Annotated in this window: 12 protein-coding genes; 4 read left to right on the plus strand and 8 right to left on the minus strand. The window is 59.9% G+C overall.

The genetic code is table 11. The annotated features are described in order from the left end of the window. The 4 genes from nuoL to ACRC0P_RS07455 all read left to right on the plus strand — a co-directional run bounded on the left by nuoL (position 1) and on the right by ACRC0P_RS07455 (position 5,467). Positions 1-1,833: an NADH-quinone oxidoreductase subunit L gene (gene nuoL, locus ACRC0P_RS07440; RefSeq protein ID WP_438629451.1), complete on the plus strand. Its 1,833-nt coding sequence runs from the start codon at positions 1-3 to the stop codon at positions 1,831-1,833. Beyond that, on the plus strand, positions 1,830-3,422 hold the full coding sequence (gene nuoM / locus ACRC0P_RS07445) for an NADH-quinone oxidoreductase subunit M (RefSeq protein WP_438629453.1): 1,593 nt from the start codon (positions 1,830-1,832) through the stop codon (positions 3,420-3,422). Before nuoL ends, nuoM begins: the two co-directional genes overlap by 4 nt. Next, positions 3,419-4,942 carry an NADH-quinone oxidoreductase subunit N gene (locus tag ACRC0P_RS07450; RefSeq protein ID WP_438629455.1) on the plus strand — a complete coding sequence of 508 codons (1,524 nt, stop codon included), beginning with the start codon at positions 3,419-3,421 and terminating at the stop codon, positions 4,940-4,942. Before nuoM ends, ACRC0P_RS07450 begins: the two co-directional genes overlap by 4 nt. Before the next feature lie 66 nt (positions 4,943-5,008). Further along, positions 5,009-5,467: a hypothetical protein gene (locus tag ACRC0P_RS07455; protein ID WP_438629457.1), complete on the plus strand. Its 459-nt coding sequence runs from the start codon at positions 5,009-5,011 to the stop codon at positions 5,465-5,467. Positions 5,468-5,548: 81 nt separating this feature from the next. Here the strand turns inward: ACRC0P_RS07455 and ACRC0P_RS07460 are convergent, their stop codons facing one another. The 8 genes from ACRC0P_RS07460 to ACRC0P_RS07495 all read right to left on the minus strand — a co-directional run. Further along, the gene (locus ACRC0P_RS07460; RefSeq protein ID WP_438629459.1) at positions 5,549-8,047 is read right to left on the minus strand and encodes a TonB-dependent receptor plug domain-containing protein; all 2,499 of its coding nucleotides are present in this window, start codon (positions 8,045-8,047) and stop codon (positions 5,549-5,551) included. Positions 8,048-8,918: 871 nt separating this feature from the next. Next, positions 8,919-9,422 carry a protein disulfide oxidoreductase gene (locus tag ACRC0P_RS07465; protein WP_438629461.1) on the minus strand — a complete coding sequence of 168 codons (504 nt, stop codon included), beginning with the start codon at positions 9,420-9,422 and terminating at the stop codon, positions 8,919-8,921. A gap of 22 nt (positions 9,423-9,444) precedes the next feature. After that, positions 9,445-10,275, minus strand: coding sequence for a hypothetical protein (locus tag ACRC0P_RS07470; RefSeq protein WP_438629463.1), 831 nt, complete (start codon positions 10,273-10,275; stop codon positions 9,445-9,447). Next, positions 10,275-10,418 carry an endo-1,4-beta-xylanase gene (locus tag ACRC0P_RS07475; RefSeq protein WP_438629465.1) on the minus strand — a complete coding sequence of 48 codons (144 nt, stop codon included), beginning with the start codon at positions 10,416-10,418 and terminating at the stop codon, positions 10,275-10,277. The genes ACRC0P_RS07470 and ACRC0P_RS07475 overlap by 1 nt, the downstream gene beginning before the upstream one ends. Beyond that, positions 10,415-14,656 carry a cellulose binding domain-containing protein gene (locus ACRC0P_RS07480; protein WP_438629467.1) on the minus strand — a complete coding sequence of 1,414 codons (4,242 nt, stop codon included), beginning with the start codon at positions 14,654-14,656 and terminating at the stop codon, positions 10,415-10,417. Before ACRC0P_RS07480 ends, ACRC0P_RS07475 begins: the two co-directional genes overlap by 4 nt. 88 nt (positions 14,657-14,744) lie before the next feature. Next, the gene (locus ACRC0P_RS07485) at positions 14,745-15,320 is read right to left on the minus strand and encodes a hypothetical protein (protein WP_438629469.1); all 576 of its coding nucleotides are present in this window, start codon (positions 15,318-15,320) and stop codon (positions 14,745-14,747) included. Continuing rightward, the gene (locus tag ACRC0P_RS07490) at positions 15,317-15,646 is read right to left on the minus strand and encodes a winged helix-turn-helix domain-containing protein (protein ID WP_438629471.1); all 330 of its coding nucleotides are present in this window, start codon (positions 15,644-15,646) and stop codon (positions 15,317-15,319) included. The genes ACRC0P_RS07485 and ACRC0P_RS07490 overlap by 4 nt, the downstream gene beginning before the upstream one ends. A 70-nt stretch (positions 15,647-15,716) precedes the next feature. Further along, the coding region (locus ACRC0P_RS07495; protein ID WP_438629473.1) for a transposase at positions 15,717-16,176 on the minus strand (460 nt) is incomplete at its 5' end.

The raw sequence follows: 16,176 nt of genomic DNA on the forward strand, positions 1-16,176 counted from the left end.
ATGCGGGAACTGACCGGCTGGATTCCACTGCTGCCACTGCTGGGTTTCCTGATACTGGCCGCGGTACCACTGTTTACCCGGCGCGAATTGCCTGAAAAAGTCAGCGCCACCATCGGCGTCGCCTCGGTGGGCCTGGCGGCACTGCTGACCGCCGCCATCGCGCCACCGTTTTTCAACGACCCCGCCTATGTCTACTCGGTCTCGTTGTGGTCCTGGCTGGATGTGGGCGGGCTGTCACTGGGGTTCGATTTTTACCTGGACTGGCTGACCCTGGTAATGCTGGGCGTGGTAACCGGTGTCGGCTTCCTGATTCACCTGTACTCCGCCGGCTATATGCGCGGCGATCCCGGCTACCGGCGTTACTTCGCCTACCTGAACCTGTTTGTGTGCGCCATGCTGATCCTGGTAATGGCGGACAACCTGGTGTTGCTGTACCTGGGCTGGGAGGGCGTGGGCCTGTGCAGCTACCTGCTGATCGGTTTCTGGTACCGGGACCCGGTCAACGGCGCCGCCGCACGCAAGGCGTTTATCGTCACCCGCATCGGCGACACGGCCATGGCCATCGGCCTGTTTCTGCTGTTCAGCCAGTTCGCAACCCTGAATATCCGCGAACTGCTCGCGGCCGGCGGCGCGCCGCCGGCCGATCCGCAAACTCTCACCCTGGCCACGCTGCTGCTGTTGGGGGGAGCCGTGGGCAAGTCCGCGCAGTTGCCGCTGCAGACCTGGTTGCCGGATGCCATGGCCGGCCCCACCCCGGTCAGCGCATTGATCCATGCGGCCACTATGGTGACTGCCGGTGTCTACCTGATTGCGCGCATGCACACACTCTTCGCACAATCACCCCTGGCGATGATGGCGGTTGCCGCGGTGGGTGCACTCACCCTGCTGCTGGCGGGTTGCAGTGCGCTGGCGCAGACGGATATCAAGCGGGTGCTCGCCTATTCCACCATCAGCCAGATCGGCTATATGTTCCTCGCCCTGGGGGTCGGAGCCTGGTCCGGGGCCATTTTCCACCTGATGACCCACGCCTTTTTCAAGGCACTGCTGTTCCTGGCCGCGGGCTCGGTGATCCTGAGCCTGCATCACGAGCAGAATATTTTCGCCATGGGCGGGCTGCGCCGGAAAATTCCGTTTACCTTTGGCTGCTTCCTGATCGGCTGCGCCTGCCTGGCCGCACTGCCGTTCACCTCCGGTTTCTACAGCAAGGACCGGATTCTGCTGCAGGCCTGGGAGCAATTCCATGGCTTCAACTGGATCTGGGCCGCGGGCGTTCTCGGTGCGCTGATTACCGGCCTCTACAGCTTCCGCCTGCTGTTCCTGGTATTTTTCGGCAGGGAGGGCAGCGCCTCCAGCCACTGCGGGGATGCCAATACACGGGACATGGTTCTGCCGCTGCTGCTGCTGAGTGTGCTGGCACTGTTTGGCGGGCTATTGGCGCCCCCCCTGCAGTCCGTCTTCGGAGCTGCCGCCGCCGCGCATCCGCCAATATGGGTGGAGTGGATTGCCATTGCCGCGCCCATCCTGGGAATTCTCTTTGCCTGGTGGCTGTTCCGCCGCGGTAGCTTCAGGGAAACGCAAACCGGCATCAATCTCTGGTGGCAGGGGGGCTGGGACTTCGACCGCCTGTATGAGGCTGTATTCAGCAAACCGTTCTTATGGCTGGCGCAGGTCAACCGCGGCGACTTTGTGGACGGTGCCTACCGTGGTGTGGCCGCAGCCAGCCGTCTGCTGAACCTCGGTGCCAGCACCTTACAGACAGGCCAGATACGCTGGTACATGGCGAGCTTTGCACTGGGCTCGATTCTGATTCTCGCTCTACTGGTGGCACTATGACCCTGATCGCAATTATCGCAGTGCTCTTTCTCGGCGGTGCTCTCGCCTGGCTGATAGAGCGGTCTGTCGAAGGGGCCAGCCGCTGGGTAACCCTGGCAAGCCTCCTGATCAGCTGTGTGCTCCTGGCCAGCTACTGGCCGCAGTTTTCACAAGCCGCCGGAGAGGCCTGGTGGGACAGCGTCCAGGTCCCCTGGATACCCCGCTTCGGCATCAGTTTCTTTCTCGCCCTGGACGGTCTGGGCTTCTTACTACTGGCACTGACTTTGGCCATGGGCCTGTTCGGACTGATCGCCTCCTGGGACCAGATTCGATTTCGCCGCGGCCTTTTCTATTGCAATTACCTGTGGACCCTGGCGGGTGTGGCCGGCGTTTTTACCGCTATGGATCTGTTCCTGTTTTTCTTCTTCTGGGAAGTGATGCTGATTCCCATGCTGTTCCTGATTGCGGTGTGGGGGTACGAGCAACGGATTTTCGCCGCGATCAAATTCTTTATTTTTACCCAGGCCAGCAGCCTGCTGATGCTGGCGGCCATAGTGGCTCTGGTCTATATCCACTACAACGCCAGCGGCCAGGTCACTTTCAATTATCGGGAACTTATGGCTTCCGATATTCCCGCGGGTATGCAGTACTGGCTGATGCTGGGGTTCTTTATCGCCTTTGCGGTAAAACTGCCCGCAGTGCCGCTGCACCCCTGGCTTCCCGATGCGCACACCCAGGCGCCCACCGCGGGCAGCATTCTGCTGGCTGCAATTCTGCTCAAGACCGGTGCCTACGGCCTGCTGCGCTTTACCCTGCCGCTCTTTCCCGAGGCCAGTGCCGCCTTTGCGCCGCTGGCCATGGCCATCGGGGCGATCAGCGTGGTCTACGGGGCAATTCTCGCCTTCGCGCAACAGGATATGAAACGGCTGGTGGCCTATTCCAGTGTCAGCCATATGGGTTTTGTGCTGTTGGGAATCTACGCTCTCAATACCATCGCCATCCAGGGCGCGGTGATGCAGATGATCGCCCACGGCCTGAGCACCGCCGCTCTCTTTGCACTGGTGGGCGCGCTGCAACAGCGGCTGCACACCCGGGATATGGCGCAGATGGGCGGGCTCTGGGGGCGGGTGCCCAAGCTGGCCGCCATTGCGCTGTTTTTTGCCGTGGCCTCACTGGGTCTTCCGGGGCTGGGTAATTTTATCGCCGAGTTCCTGGTGCTGGTCGGCAGCTTCCCGGTCAACCGCTGGCTCACCGTGGTTGCCGCCCTGGGCTTGGTGGGCGCCGCGCTCTATGCGCTGTGGATGATGCAGCGGGTGTTTTTTGGCGAGGGGAAAAAGGCAGATGAAGACAGTAAAGTCCACGATCTGAATGCGCGGGAAGCTACGGCGTTGCTGGTGCTGGCGGTCGGCCTGGTTTTTCTCGGGCTGCGCCCGCAACCGGTGTTCGATACCGCTGAGCCGGCGGTGACGTACCTGTTGGAACAAATGGAAAGCGCAAATTCGGTAGCGGAGTCCAGCCCTCCGGACAGTGGCTCCAACCCTGTCCCAGCAAAAGGTACCACCAGTACAACCGTTTTGAATACCGCGGCATCCGGGAGTGAAAACCTATGAGCACCCAGGAACTTTTCGCCATTCTCCCGCTGCTGGTACTGAGTGCCGGTATCGTGATCCTGCTGTTGCAGGTGTCCTTTATCCGGGGCCACCGGGCAGCACTGGCCACCACACTGGCGGTACTGGTCTCGGCCTGTGCGGCCTGCTTCGCGGTGGCCGGCCAGGTTTCCCGGGGGCCGGGCAGCATTGAAGTCACGGGGTTGCTGCTGGTGGACCACTACGCCCTGTTCTTCTGCCTGCTGCTCCTGTTCTCCGCAATCGCCGTGGCGGTGCTGGGATTCAATTACCTGAAACACCGCAGCGACAGCACAAGCCACCCGGAAGAGTTCTATATCCTGTTGCTGCTGATGATGCTGGGAGCCAGCACCCTGGTCTTTGCCAGCCACTTCGCCAGCTTTTTCCTGGCGCTGGAACTGATGAGTTTGTCGCTCTACCCACTGCTCGGCTTCGCGGTCAGCGGCGACCTGTCGCCCGAGCGGGATCAGCTGCTATCGCTGGAATCCGGGCTCAAATACCTGCTGCTCTCCGCGCTGGCCACCGCCCTCGGCCTGTTCGGTATCGCATTGATCTACGCCGCCAGCGGCGCCCTGGATTTTTCCGGCATAGCGGTGGCCGCGCGACAGTTCGGCCAGGATTCCCCGCTGATGCTCGCCGGTTTGGCACTGCTGCTGATCGCCATGGCATTCAAGCTGTCCCTGGTGCCTTTCCATATCTGGACCCCGGACGTCTACCAGGGCGCTCCCACTCCGGTCACCGCGCTGATCGCCACTGTCGGAAAAGGTTCGGTCGTGGCTCTGCTACTGCGCTTCTTTGCCGGTGTGGACCTGTTCGCCCTGCCCGCGCTCACCACCTTGCTGGCGACGATGGCGGTGGCGAGTATGTTGATCGGTAACCTGCTGGCATTGCTGCAGGGCAATATCAAGCGATTGCTGGCCTACTCCTCCATCGCCCATATCGGCTATCTGTTCGTCGCTTTCCTGATGGGCAACAGCGCCTTCGGTATCGAGGCCGTGGCCTATTACCTGGTGGCCTACGTGGTTACCACGCTCGGTGCCTTCGCTGTAGTCAGCCTGGTGGCGGACTCGGCGCTGGCGCACACGCCGGGAGGGGGGCACCCCATCGGTGATACCGCAAGCGATCCCTTCCATCGGGACTATTACCGCGGCCTCTTCTGGCGCTCCCCCTGGCTGGCCGGTTGCCTGGCGGCCATGCTGCTGTCCCTGGCCGGCATACCGCTAACCATCGGCTTTGTGGGCAAGTTCTATATTTTCGCCGCTGGGGTCCAGGGGCAGATGTGGCTCTTGCTGGCGGCGGTAATCCTGGGCAGTGCACTGGGGCTCTACTATTACCTGAGGCTGTTGCTGGTGATGGTGCAGCGGAAGGAGCCGTCTCCTTCCCCCGCCGGCGGTGCGATACAGCTGGCGGTATCCGGCCGGCTGCTGATGTTCTCCCTGACTGCCGTATTGCTGGTATTCGGTATCTTCCCGCAAATCTTGATCAACTGGATAAATGCACTATAAATATATAAAAGGGCGATTATTGACGAGACCGCTTTGCCACCATAACGACATGCCAAAGGCAAGTTCATGAAAACTTTCAAACAGGCGTATGAAGTGCTCAAGGACGCGCGCAAGTTCCATCTGGATATGGCCGACCTGTACGAAGAGCTTCTGGAAAAGTCCACCGACAAACGTACCCAGCTGCTGCTCAAGCATATGCTGGAGCACGAACAGCGCATGGCCAAGAACCTGGAAAACTACAGTGAGATTGCCAAACACAAGGTCATGCAAACCTGGCTGCAGTACACCCACGAAGAATCGGCCGAGGACTTCGTCAAGCACCTGCATTTGAGCGATCCTCCAAACATCAAGGAAATCAATAACCTTGGGCGGGAAGTGGACCGCTATTTCCACGATCTTTACGAAGCCGTGTACGGCGCCATCGAGTCGGCAGAAGTGAAGGAAGTCTTCGAGGATCTTAAGCAGATACAGGAGAAGGAGCGGATCACCCTGTCGATGGCCACCAATTCATTGTGGGATATGTAGCAGACATATCTTCACCTTTTTGATGTTCTTTCATAAAAAAATCCCCGCTGTCGAAGCGGGGATTTTTTATTTTTGCACTCTTTAGAATTCGTAGCGAGTGCGAATATAGTAGAAGCCTCCGTCAAATCCGAAAGGTGAGAACTGGCTGTAGCGGTTGCCCACGCCATCTGCAGCACCGGGGTTCTCTTCAGGGGTTTGATCCAGCAGGTTCTGCGCCCCGATAATTACTGAGGTGTTTTCACCGAAGTTGTACCCGACTTCCGCATCGACAATATACTCGCCGCTATAAACCTGGACATCCTCAGAATCAAACCAGTCGTCGTAATAACTAACCCTGGCCATAAATCTCCAGTCGGCGAGCAGGGTGTTGGCAGAGAGGTTCCATCGGGATTCCGGCAAACCTTCTTCCAACTCCCGAACTCGGGTAGCGTCAACGGTTTCCGGCGTGAAGCGGTCGACTTTGGTGTCGGTCTTGTTGTAGGCAAGACTGAAGCTCGTGCTATCGCCAATGGCCTCGGTCATATAGCTGGCTACGATATCAAACCCTTTGGTGGTGGTATCGAAGTCGTTGGTAAAGAAACGGAAGTTCTGCAGGTTCGCGGCACTGGTCACTCCGGAGGCAACCAGGCCGTCGATTTCCGCCTGGGTCAGCGAATAGAGCTGGGAGGGGGCGATACGATCTTCCACTTCGATGTTGAAATAATCGATGGTGATATCCACAGGCCCCAGGGCCAGCACAGTACCCACTGTCCAGTTGGTGGACTTCTCCGGGTCGAGTGCTTCGCCACCGCGGAGCTGTGCCACCGCGTTGGTGGGTGGAATAGTGCCGTTGTTTACCAGTTCACCCAGCTCGATATCGAATTCCGTGGAAACGTTGAAGGCATTGGACTGCCCCGGTGTCGGCGCGCGGAAGCCGGTACTGTAGGCACCGCGCAGCATTACGCTATCGCTGATGTCGACACTGGTGGCCAGTTTGAAATTGGTAGTGGTGCCGAAGTCTTCAAAATCCTCGAAGCGCACCGCCAGGCCCACCAGCCAGGGATCCAGGATACTCGCTTCCATATCCATATAGGTGGCGATATTGGAACGGCTCCACTGGCCGCCGGCCAGGGGACCGAAACCGGGAAAGCCATTGGAAGCCGCGCTAAAACGCTGGTCGGCCAGGGGGCCGATTTCATAAGAGGCCTGGTCGCCGGTGGTAATCTCGAACACTTCGTCGCGCCACTCGAAACCGGTGGCCAGGCTCAAGTCCGATGCCAAGCCGATATCGAATCCCTTGACGAAATCGATATTGAAATTCTTTTCCAGCTGGGTATAAGCGCCCGGATCAAAGGAAGTCGGGCTCTGCGGCCCCAGGGAGGCGTTGACGGTGTTGTAGATAAAGAAATCCACATCGTTGTAGCCCAGGCCGGCACTGATATCGTAGTGCCAGCCGCCGTCTGTCTCTCCGCGAACGCCGGCGACACCGGCTAGGTCGGTAACGTCACCGCCAAAGCGCGGGGTAAAGCCGCCGGGGAACATTTCCTGGAATGAAAAGCACTCATCGCTCGCCATTGCATCTGCGTGGCTCATACCCACACAGCTATTGAGGCCGTTGCTGGAATCCAGATCGGCAATCAATGGGCCTTGGTCAATCACATTTCCATTTGCGTCTCTTTCATACCATGCAAAGACGGATTCACGGGTCTCCGGATTCCGGAAATAAAAGCCGCCGTCCACATGCTTGCTACCGTAGTTGCCGAATGCGTAAAACTCCTTGCTTCCATCCAGATCGACCCCCAGGTTGACCACCGTCTTGAGATCGTCGTCGATTTCCGGTCGCCCCCAAACCTGGGCGGGATCGGCGACCGCGGTGTTGCCGGCTTCGATCAGCGCGGCGGCATCGTTGCGCTGCACGCTGCGGTCGGTGGCATCGGAACTGCCGTATTCAAAACTGACGTTGGCAAAACCGTTGGCGGTAAACGGCATACCGTAGTTGCCGGACACCGTGAACTGGGTACCGTCGCCCTCGAAGAATTCACCCGCTTTCACTTCGATGGAACCACCGTCCGGAGAATCCTTCAGCTTGAAGTTCATCACCCCGGCAATTGCATCGGAACCGTACTGAGCCGCCGCGCCGTCGCGCAGCACTTCCACCTGCTGCAGAGCGATGGCGGGAATCTGGGAAATATCCGGGCCCTGGGCGCCATCGGAGACACCGTTGCCCAGCCAGGCAATTACTGCAGCGCGGTGGCGACGTTTGCCGTTTACCAGCACCAAAGTGTGGTCCGGGGCCAGGCCGCGCAGGTTTGCCGGGCGGACAAGGCTCGCCGCATCGCTGATCGGCTGGTTATTAACATTGTACGAGGGTACCATGTTGCGCAGCAGGTTATTGAGATCGGTGTCTCCCTGATTCACAAAATCCTCTCCGGTGACAATATCGATAGGCACGGCCGAGTCCGTCGCCGTACGACCTTCGACCCGGGTACCGATGGTAATCACCTCCTCGAGGACTTCTTCCTGGGCAATCAGTGGATTGGATGTGGCGGCAATGGCCAGCGCCAGAAGTGAGGGGACCCCGAGGTGTCTGTGGTTTTTCATAAAAGCTCCCTTGAATCCTTTTATTTATATGCATGCGTTCTTGCGTGCAGGTATGAAGACTTCCACAGGGCCGATGCAAAAACTGTGACATAAATCTGCAATTTTGCCGGAAAATTCAACCCGTATATTATTTAGTGTGCTACTAGCCGCCAATAACGATATTTAATGATTTTCCTATATTTTTTTATTTTAATTTAAATAATGTCCAAACTGACAGATTGAAGGTCCCAATAACCACTGACTGGTACGCCTGTAATAATTAAAGATACTTACCGGCTGGCGACAGATCGGGAAAACGCAAAAATATGTATCAAGCTTGGGCTCGGAACGTGGAAAAAGCCGCCGACACGGGCGAAAGACAACCGGAAGTCACAATAGGTAACAGCGACACCACACAGCGGCGGCATCTGCTACAGAAAGTACTTGCCCGAAAGTCAGTGGCAGCTGGATTTTCTTTGCAGTGTGAATGAACAAAGATTCCCTCTCCCGCTTGCCGGACAAATTTGCAGCGAGGAAATTTGGACGCCATGGCGCCCGCAGGGCGAGCGCCAGGATGGTGCGGGTCACTGGGGCCGGGGCAGAGGGGCCAAGGGTGGGTGGAGAGAACTGAAGGGAATTCAAGCAAGTTGTTCTCACAGGTTTTGTAATGCTCCTTTATTCGCCTTAGAACAGAAAGAGAAATTTATCGGCAACCTGCAATCGATCCGAAGTGGACACCCCGGCAGGCCCAGAACAATTGGTCAACCACCGTAGGAGCGGGCCATGCCCTGCAGGACAGCCACCCCCATTCGCGGGCATGGCCCGCTCCTACAAAGCCGAGCTGCGCACCCTACATTTGAAGCATGCCCTGATATTAAGTGCCAACCGATCGTCAATCAGTCAGCATCAGGCGCAGCTTCAGCCCCCATTTGGAGGTGGCTCCCGACGTCACCCAGCGGACATTGCCACCGCTGTCGACAATCACCATAGTGGGGGTTACGCGGATCCCCCAGCTGTTGCTGAGCGCTCCTTCGGGGTCGTTGATGGTGGGAAACGGCAAGTCGTTACGCTGCAGGTATTCGGTCACTTCGCTGGGACTGCCGGACTGCATGGCCACAGAGATGACCTGGTGATCGGCGGTCAGGTCGGCGATGGCCGGTGACACCACCCGACAATAAGGACACCAGGTGGCCCAGAAATAGATGAGCACCGGCCCGCGGGCGGTCATCCGCTGCAGGTCTAGATACTCCCCTTCCAGCGATCGGCCCGTCAGGGGCGGCGCCTTTTCTGTGGGAATATCCCTCTGTTGGTAGTAGCCCACAGCGCTCGCGATCAGTACGGCCATCAGCACAAAGCCGGCCGGTTTGCGCAGCGCCGCGATCCATTTTTTCCGCAACGGAATACTCCCGTACAGGTGATCAGTAGTTGACGCTGCAGCCGTAGGCGCGGGACGAGGCGACAAATGGCAGCAGAAGGCTGTGGATCAGTTGCTTTCCTTTTAACCTCATGGCGTATCGTCCTCTGTGAGTTGAAGGGTGTGCTCTTCGAACAGTGCTGCGATCATGCGCTCCTGCAGAATCTATGGCAAAAGTTCGGGCCCGTCTGCGCCCGGCGGATACCAGGCGTACACCGGGACCGAGAAGCACCGCCATCGCGGATGCCGCGGGCAGCACCGCCGCGGCGCCCCCGGTGGTGAAGTCAAAGCGCGGCGCCGGAATCTCCCGCATTGCGCCAGTAAACGTGCCACTGCAGATCGACTTGGAAAGCGATGGCCTTGAGGTTCCGTGGAATATCCAGCGGCGGCAGGCCACCCTGGTAGACCTGGAAATTGTTCGGCACACGGATCTTGCTGCCGATATTGTCCAGGTCGTCCGGCGCCTGATAGCCGAAACGCAGGTTTTCCACCGCGGGGTTGCCGCTGTCGTCCTGGCCGGCAGCGCAAAGCTGCCCACCCACAGGGGGCTACCTTGCGTGGACTGGGCATCGCGCACCAGGATGATGCCGCCTTCGAAGCCGGCGACCTCGACATTGTCGATCAGCGGCACCAGCGTGGGCATTTCGCCCGGCTTGACCTCGTCGTCCAGGCGCAGCACCACTTCTACGGGCAGGCCGTTCTGCTTGTCGACCTTCAGCGGCTCGCCAGGGTTCAGGGTCAGCGCGGTGACCTCCGGCCCTTTGGCATCGATCAGCAGCGTGGTGCCCTGCTCTATCACCGTGCCGCGGTTGCCGACATCGTCGTGCGCCGACATCACCAGTTCAGAATCAGGGTGGCGTTCGGGCAATACTGCCGCGTCAGGCGGAACGACTCGATAATCCAGTCGCTGCCGAAGGCGCTTTGCGCGTATCCCGCCGGCGCATGGCCCGGTGTAGACTCGTTCACCACGTCGATCATGGCCGTATCCGGGTGTTATTTCCCACGTGGAAACCGGTCAGGCTGCCGCCACTCGAGGTGGTGCTGCTGCTCGAGCTGCTGCTACTGGACGACGAACCCGATCCGGACACCGGACCGAAGTTGATCAGGCCGTTGCAGTGCAGCCACTCGCTGAATGAACCCGCACCGCAGGAGCCGTCCCAGGCGCCGGTATTCTCGCTCTGGTCCTCGGCCTGGCGGATATCGCCGTTGACCTGGATGTAATCCACCTGAACGTCGGCGTCGCCATCGTTGTCGTTGTCGTTGTCGTTGGTGAATTCCACCGTGACATCACCGTCCAGACTCGTGCTCGCCGAATAGTCCATCATGGCGGTGGAAAGCGTCCAGCTCTGCACCGGGCTGCCCCCCACCGACAGGGTGATGGACTCGGTGCCGGTGGTGCCCAGCGCGCGCACCAGGATCGTATTGGCCCCGCCGCCGGAACTGGACGAGCTGCTGGAAGAACTGGAAGACGAACTGCTGCTCGATCCACCGTCACCGGAACAGGTCGGCGTTTCAAAGCTGCCGTCATGGGTTCCCTGGAAACCGAAAGTAGTGCTCTGCCCCTCCGCCAGGTTGCCGTTCCAATCACAGCAGTTGCTGAACGAGGGCGTCGCGGTGCCACCGCCGCTCTCGATGACATTCCAACTGCCGTTGACATTGGCCGGCTCGCCGAAGTCGAGCTGCACTGTCCAGCCGTCGATGCTACCCGGGCCGTCATTGGTCACCGTCACATCCAACTGGTAGCCGTTGTTCCAGACATTCGAAACCACGGTACAACTATATGTCTGTGAAGGAACGACGATGGTGCAGCAGCCGTCCGCGGTCACCGTGGTGTCACCATCGGTGATTTCCGCTTGCAATGTGTAGTTGCCGGGCAGCAGGCCGGACACGTCCCACCGATACTGGTCGCCGGCGCCGTCCTCGTCCTCGGGAATGCCGTCTGCAATCAGTACCCGGCTGCCCTCGTGGTGGTAGTAGAGGGAGATTGTGGCGCTGCTGTCCGGGTCGCTGTCCACCCACTGGATCAACAGCGTGGGGCCGCTGACCGTGATATCCGCGTCCGGTAGCACTAGGGAAATCTGCGGCGGAATATTGGCCGATGCCCGGTTGATGGCAAACTGGTTCGCGGCGCTCCAGTCGCTGGGCGCACCCTTGGCGTCTTCCGCCCGCGCGCGCCAATAGTAGTGGCTGTTGTCATTGAAATCGAATCCAGGGGTCCACTGGGTTTCTGTTTGCAGCTGGCTGGCCACCAGCAGCGTCAGCGCGGCATCGGAATAGACTTCGAACTTGTACTGAACCGCATCGCCATCCGGGTCGGTCACCGGGTTTACCTCAAACAGCGGGCGCAGGCTCTCCACCACCGAACCGGCACCCGGGTTGTGCAGGCTGGGCGTGGGCGGCGGGGCGTTTTCCGTGTCGACGGAAAAACTGGCGCTGGCCCAGCCGCTCTCCATCTCCCCGTCGTTCGCCTTCACCCGCCAGTGGTAGATGGTGTCCTCCTGCAGGCCCTCCGCCACCCAGGCGGTTTCGTTTTCGCCCTCGGCCACCGGGCCGGAAGCCAGTGCCGAGCCGCTGTCGAAGCCGGCCACCGTATCCAGTTCGAACTGATAAGTGAGCGGCTGTTGCTCCGGGTCCTCACCATTGCGCACACGCAGTTCTACGCCATTATTTGGCAGCCAGCTGAATACCGGACCGCTGGGGGAAACCACGCTCGGCGCCGTGGGCGCGTCGTTCAGGGTACTGACCAGGAAGGTGCCGACATCGCTCTCGGTGCGCGCCCCGTGCTCGTCCTCAACCCAGGCCTTCCACACGTAGGCGCTGTCCTCCTCCATCGGATTCGGCACCTGCCATTGGGTCTGGAAGTTGCCGCCGGGCAGCAGCCCGGACACCTGGGCCAGGGGCGTTTCCAGGTCCGACTCGTGATGCAGGTCAAAGCCGTAGGTGAGCGCATCCCGGTCCAGGTCGAACGCGTGGGTTACGATCAACTGCGGCCGGGTTTCCGCGACGATGCTGTTCACCGGCGGCGCAACAATGGCGGGAGCGGTGGGGGCATCATTGGCGATGTTGACAAAGAAGCGGCTGGATACCCACAGGGATGCCACCGGCACCTCCCCCGCAGTTCCGTCCACCAGGGTGATTGCGCGCACGCGCCAGTAGTAGAGGGTGTTGTCCGCAAACGCCTGGCCCGGCAGCAGGTTCTCCGCCGCCACCGCCCAGGTGGTGGTACCCGCGCCCTCGGGCACCGAGGCCCGCGCCACCCGCTGCAGCATCGACTGATCGGCGTAAACCTCGAATTCGTAGGCCACCGCCAGCTCCGGCGCGTGTTCGCCATTGGTGATACTGAGCACCGGCAGCAGCTCCGCCGCGCCGTCGAGTACGTCCTGGTCGTACAGGGGAGCGGCTGTCTGCGGCGCGCCCGGCGCAACTTCCGGCACCTTGGGGTTGGTGCCCGCATCGTGTTCCTCCTTATCGGTGCGGCCGTCACCGTCGTAGTCTCCGCTACCGTCGCCATCGAGGTTCCCGAAGTGCTCCATCTCCCAAGCATCCTTGAGGCCGTCGCCATCGATGTCATCGAACGGGTTGACCTTCAGACCCACGGAGCGCTCGCTGCTGAGCTCGCCGTCGCTGGCCGTAAAACGCACGGTGTAGGTTCCGGCCTGCCCCACCGCCGGCTCCCAGCGGAAAACACCGGTGCCGTCGCCGCCATCGGTAAAGGTGGCGCCCGCCGGCAACTGCGCGATGGAAAGGGAGGGGATGGTGCCGTTGGGGTCGGAGGACTGCACCAGAAAAGCAATCTGCCCGCCCTCGTGGCCGATCCGGTCCTGGATGGCCTGGATCACCGGCGCCTGGGGCGCCTCAACCGCGTCGATGAAATTCAGCGTGTAGGCGCCGGTGGCACCGTAGTCGAACAGGTTGATAAAGTAATCGAAATCCCGGTTGTTCTCCGCGCGCTTCTTGGAGAGCCAGAAGTTGGCCGCATGCAGTTGCTTGCCGTCATCGCGCACCACCTTTTGCAGCACCTTGGTGCCGGCATAGGGATCAGCCACCTGAACATAACCGAACCCCTCCTCCGCGCCGCCGTTCAGACTGCGCGTGCCGCCGCTCTCGGCGCCCAGGCTGTAGCTGAGCGGAGTCACCGCCGCGCAGCTTTTGCACAGGGCCAAGTTCGCGCCGGTGCTCTCGCTCTCGTAAACGTAAAAGTTTTCATCGGCGCCGTAGGCCAGGAAATCCTGTACTGAGTCGCGACCCGGCAGGTCCACCAGCACATCTTCCACCAGCAGATGCGCATTGGTAGCTTCGACCAGGGAGGTCAACTCGCCGCCCAGTTCGTCGGCGTGGGTAAAGCTGGCGCTGAAGGCAGTGAATTTGCCGGACAGGGTGGACTCCATCACCCAGCGCCCGGCCTTCACGCTCTGTGGCGCTATTTCACCGAAATTGATCAACAGGCTGGGTTCCGCCGGCTGGTTTTCCACAAAGCTCTCGATAATGGTGAAGTCGGTGGCCAGGCCCTGCTCGTTGTCGACGATCCTGGGCTGGGCGGATTCGATTTTGACATTATTGGCAGATCCGTAGCCGCTGTTGTCGATGCGCACACCCAGGGTGTACGGCTCCGGCGGTTCTATCTCTGTGGTAAAGGCGTCATCGCCGATCACTTCCTGGGTCAAGAAGTAATCCAGGGTCATCAGCGGCTGGGGCTTCACCACGATGGAGTCCGGCGCCACCTGCACCACCTCCTCCTTGCCGCCGTAGGCGTAGGACAGGGTGGCGCCGACAAAATACAGCTCGCCGTTATCGGTCTGGCCCGCGGCATTGGCCGTGGGCACTATCAGCCAGCGGAACTCGCCCACATTGCCGGCGCTGATGACGCCGTCGGTCACCGCTCCATCGTCTGCGGTTACCAGGGAGTTCACATTCCGGGTATCGTCCACGCGGATAAAGAAGGCCGCATCGCTGTCAGAGGTATCCGAGGTGGCGGTGACCGCATTGCCCTCGCCATCGGTAAAATTGACCGTGATGGCGATATCCTCGATGGAATAGGTATCCAGGCTGTTGGTGATGCGCATTATGGCTTCGAAGCCCTGGCGCTCCAGGGTCAGTTCCTGGAGTATCTCTATGCGTACCTCCGCGCAGAGCGCTTCCTCCTGAGCCACGACGACCGCCGGTGCAGTAAATGCACAAAACCAAAACGCCGCCAGCATTCCCCAACGTTGCAACATTATTTCTGCTCCCCGATTAAAATTCTAAAAAACTCCGTTTCCAGGACTTCGAAAAACCCTGGCTAAAAATGCTCTCTGTAGGAGCCTGCTAGCGGCGAAACCCGCTATTGGCTTCTTCGTTGCCCTGTAAACGACTGGAAAACTCCTTGTACACTTCCGGAAACCCCTCAGTTTTCAACCACCGTTCTACTTCGGCCATGTTGACCGGCTGTCGCCTTGCTACCAGTAGTGCCTGCTCCAGCCCTTGGGCATCCTTCCAGTGGCAGTAATGGCTCAGCCGGTCCTTGACACAATCCGTAGGGGAAAGCAGCCTTAGGACACCTTGCGCTGTTTGCATCTCCGACGTCCGGGACAGCTCTATCTGTTCGTCGCCAATAGCCAGCGGTGCACTGGGGAACTCCACGGAATAGGCACAGTCTTTTCGTTCGAAGTATCTGCGCCCCGGCTGCGGCGACTGAAAGCCCAGCTTTTCCAGCACCCCCTTTATCTTCCGGGAGGTCGCATAGCTCACGTCCACAAAGTCGATATCATGGGAGACATAGGCCTCCACCGAATAGATGGACACGCAGGATCCGCCGGTAAGCACCACCTGCACACCCTCCGTCTCCAGGGCCTGGCAGATCCAGGCCGCCAGCTCCGCACGCGATAAATTGGCAATGTTCACAGCGTCTTACCGGTGCGCCTCGGGCGGCGGCGATTCATCAGCAACTCCTTGCGCAAGGATTCGGGCAAGCGCATCAATACCGCGCGCAACAAGGCCCGGGTTTCAGCAAGAAACGGGAACCGCGGATTGAAGCGGAACACCCGGGTACGCCCAACCGTCTCGCTCACCAGCAGACCACCGGCTTCCATCCGGTAGAGGTGCTTCTGCACCACATTCAAACTGATTCCGTACAATTCGCTGATCTCCCGCGCGTATCCAGCTTCCCTGGCCTCGACAAACAGCAAGGTCCGTTCGGCACCTTCCGATCCCACTAGAGCCTCTATCATTTCGACCTCCTTTAGCGGTTATATGACCACCATTGTAGGTCATCGAGCGCCCCCCAACCAAGTCCCGCCACTAGCCCTCCAGGTCCGCTGCTATTCGCCGTCTTCCGGGCCGGCGGTGCTCGATACGCAGGCCGACTCTTCGCTCAATCTCGTCCACAAACCGGCTGTTGCCGGTCAGTTGGTTTCGCGACCAAGCCTCACTCAGAAACGCCAGTTCATCCGCAGACACTCCGGTCCGGACAAACTCCCTGTAGGCCTCTATCCGTTCCTTACTACTCCGCCCGAGGCGCCTCAGCTCCTCGTGGCTGTCCAGTTCAAACCCTTTCTCCACCCCGATCCGCGCCCTGTAGCTGGACCACTTGTACTGCCTCGGCCCGCGCACCATACCCGAGCGCACCGGATTCAACTCGATGTAGCGGCAGCAGGCTAGAAAGTATGTGTCCGCCTGCACCACACTGGCCTTGAAACGCCCTTCCCACAGGGAGCCCCTACGCCCTTCCAACTTGTTCACATAGGCCGCCTGTCGCCCG

Source organism: Microbulbifer sp. (genome assembly GCF_051659245.1).
Taxonomy (GTDB): Bacteria; Pseudomonadota; Gammaproteobacteria; order Pseudomonadales; family Cellvibrionaceae; genus Microbulbifer.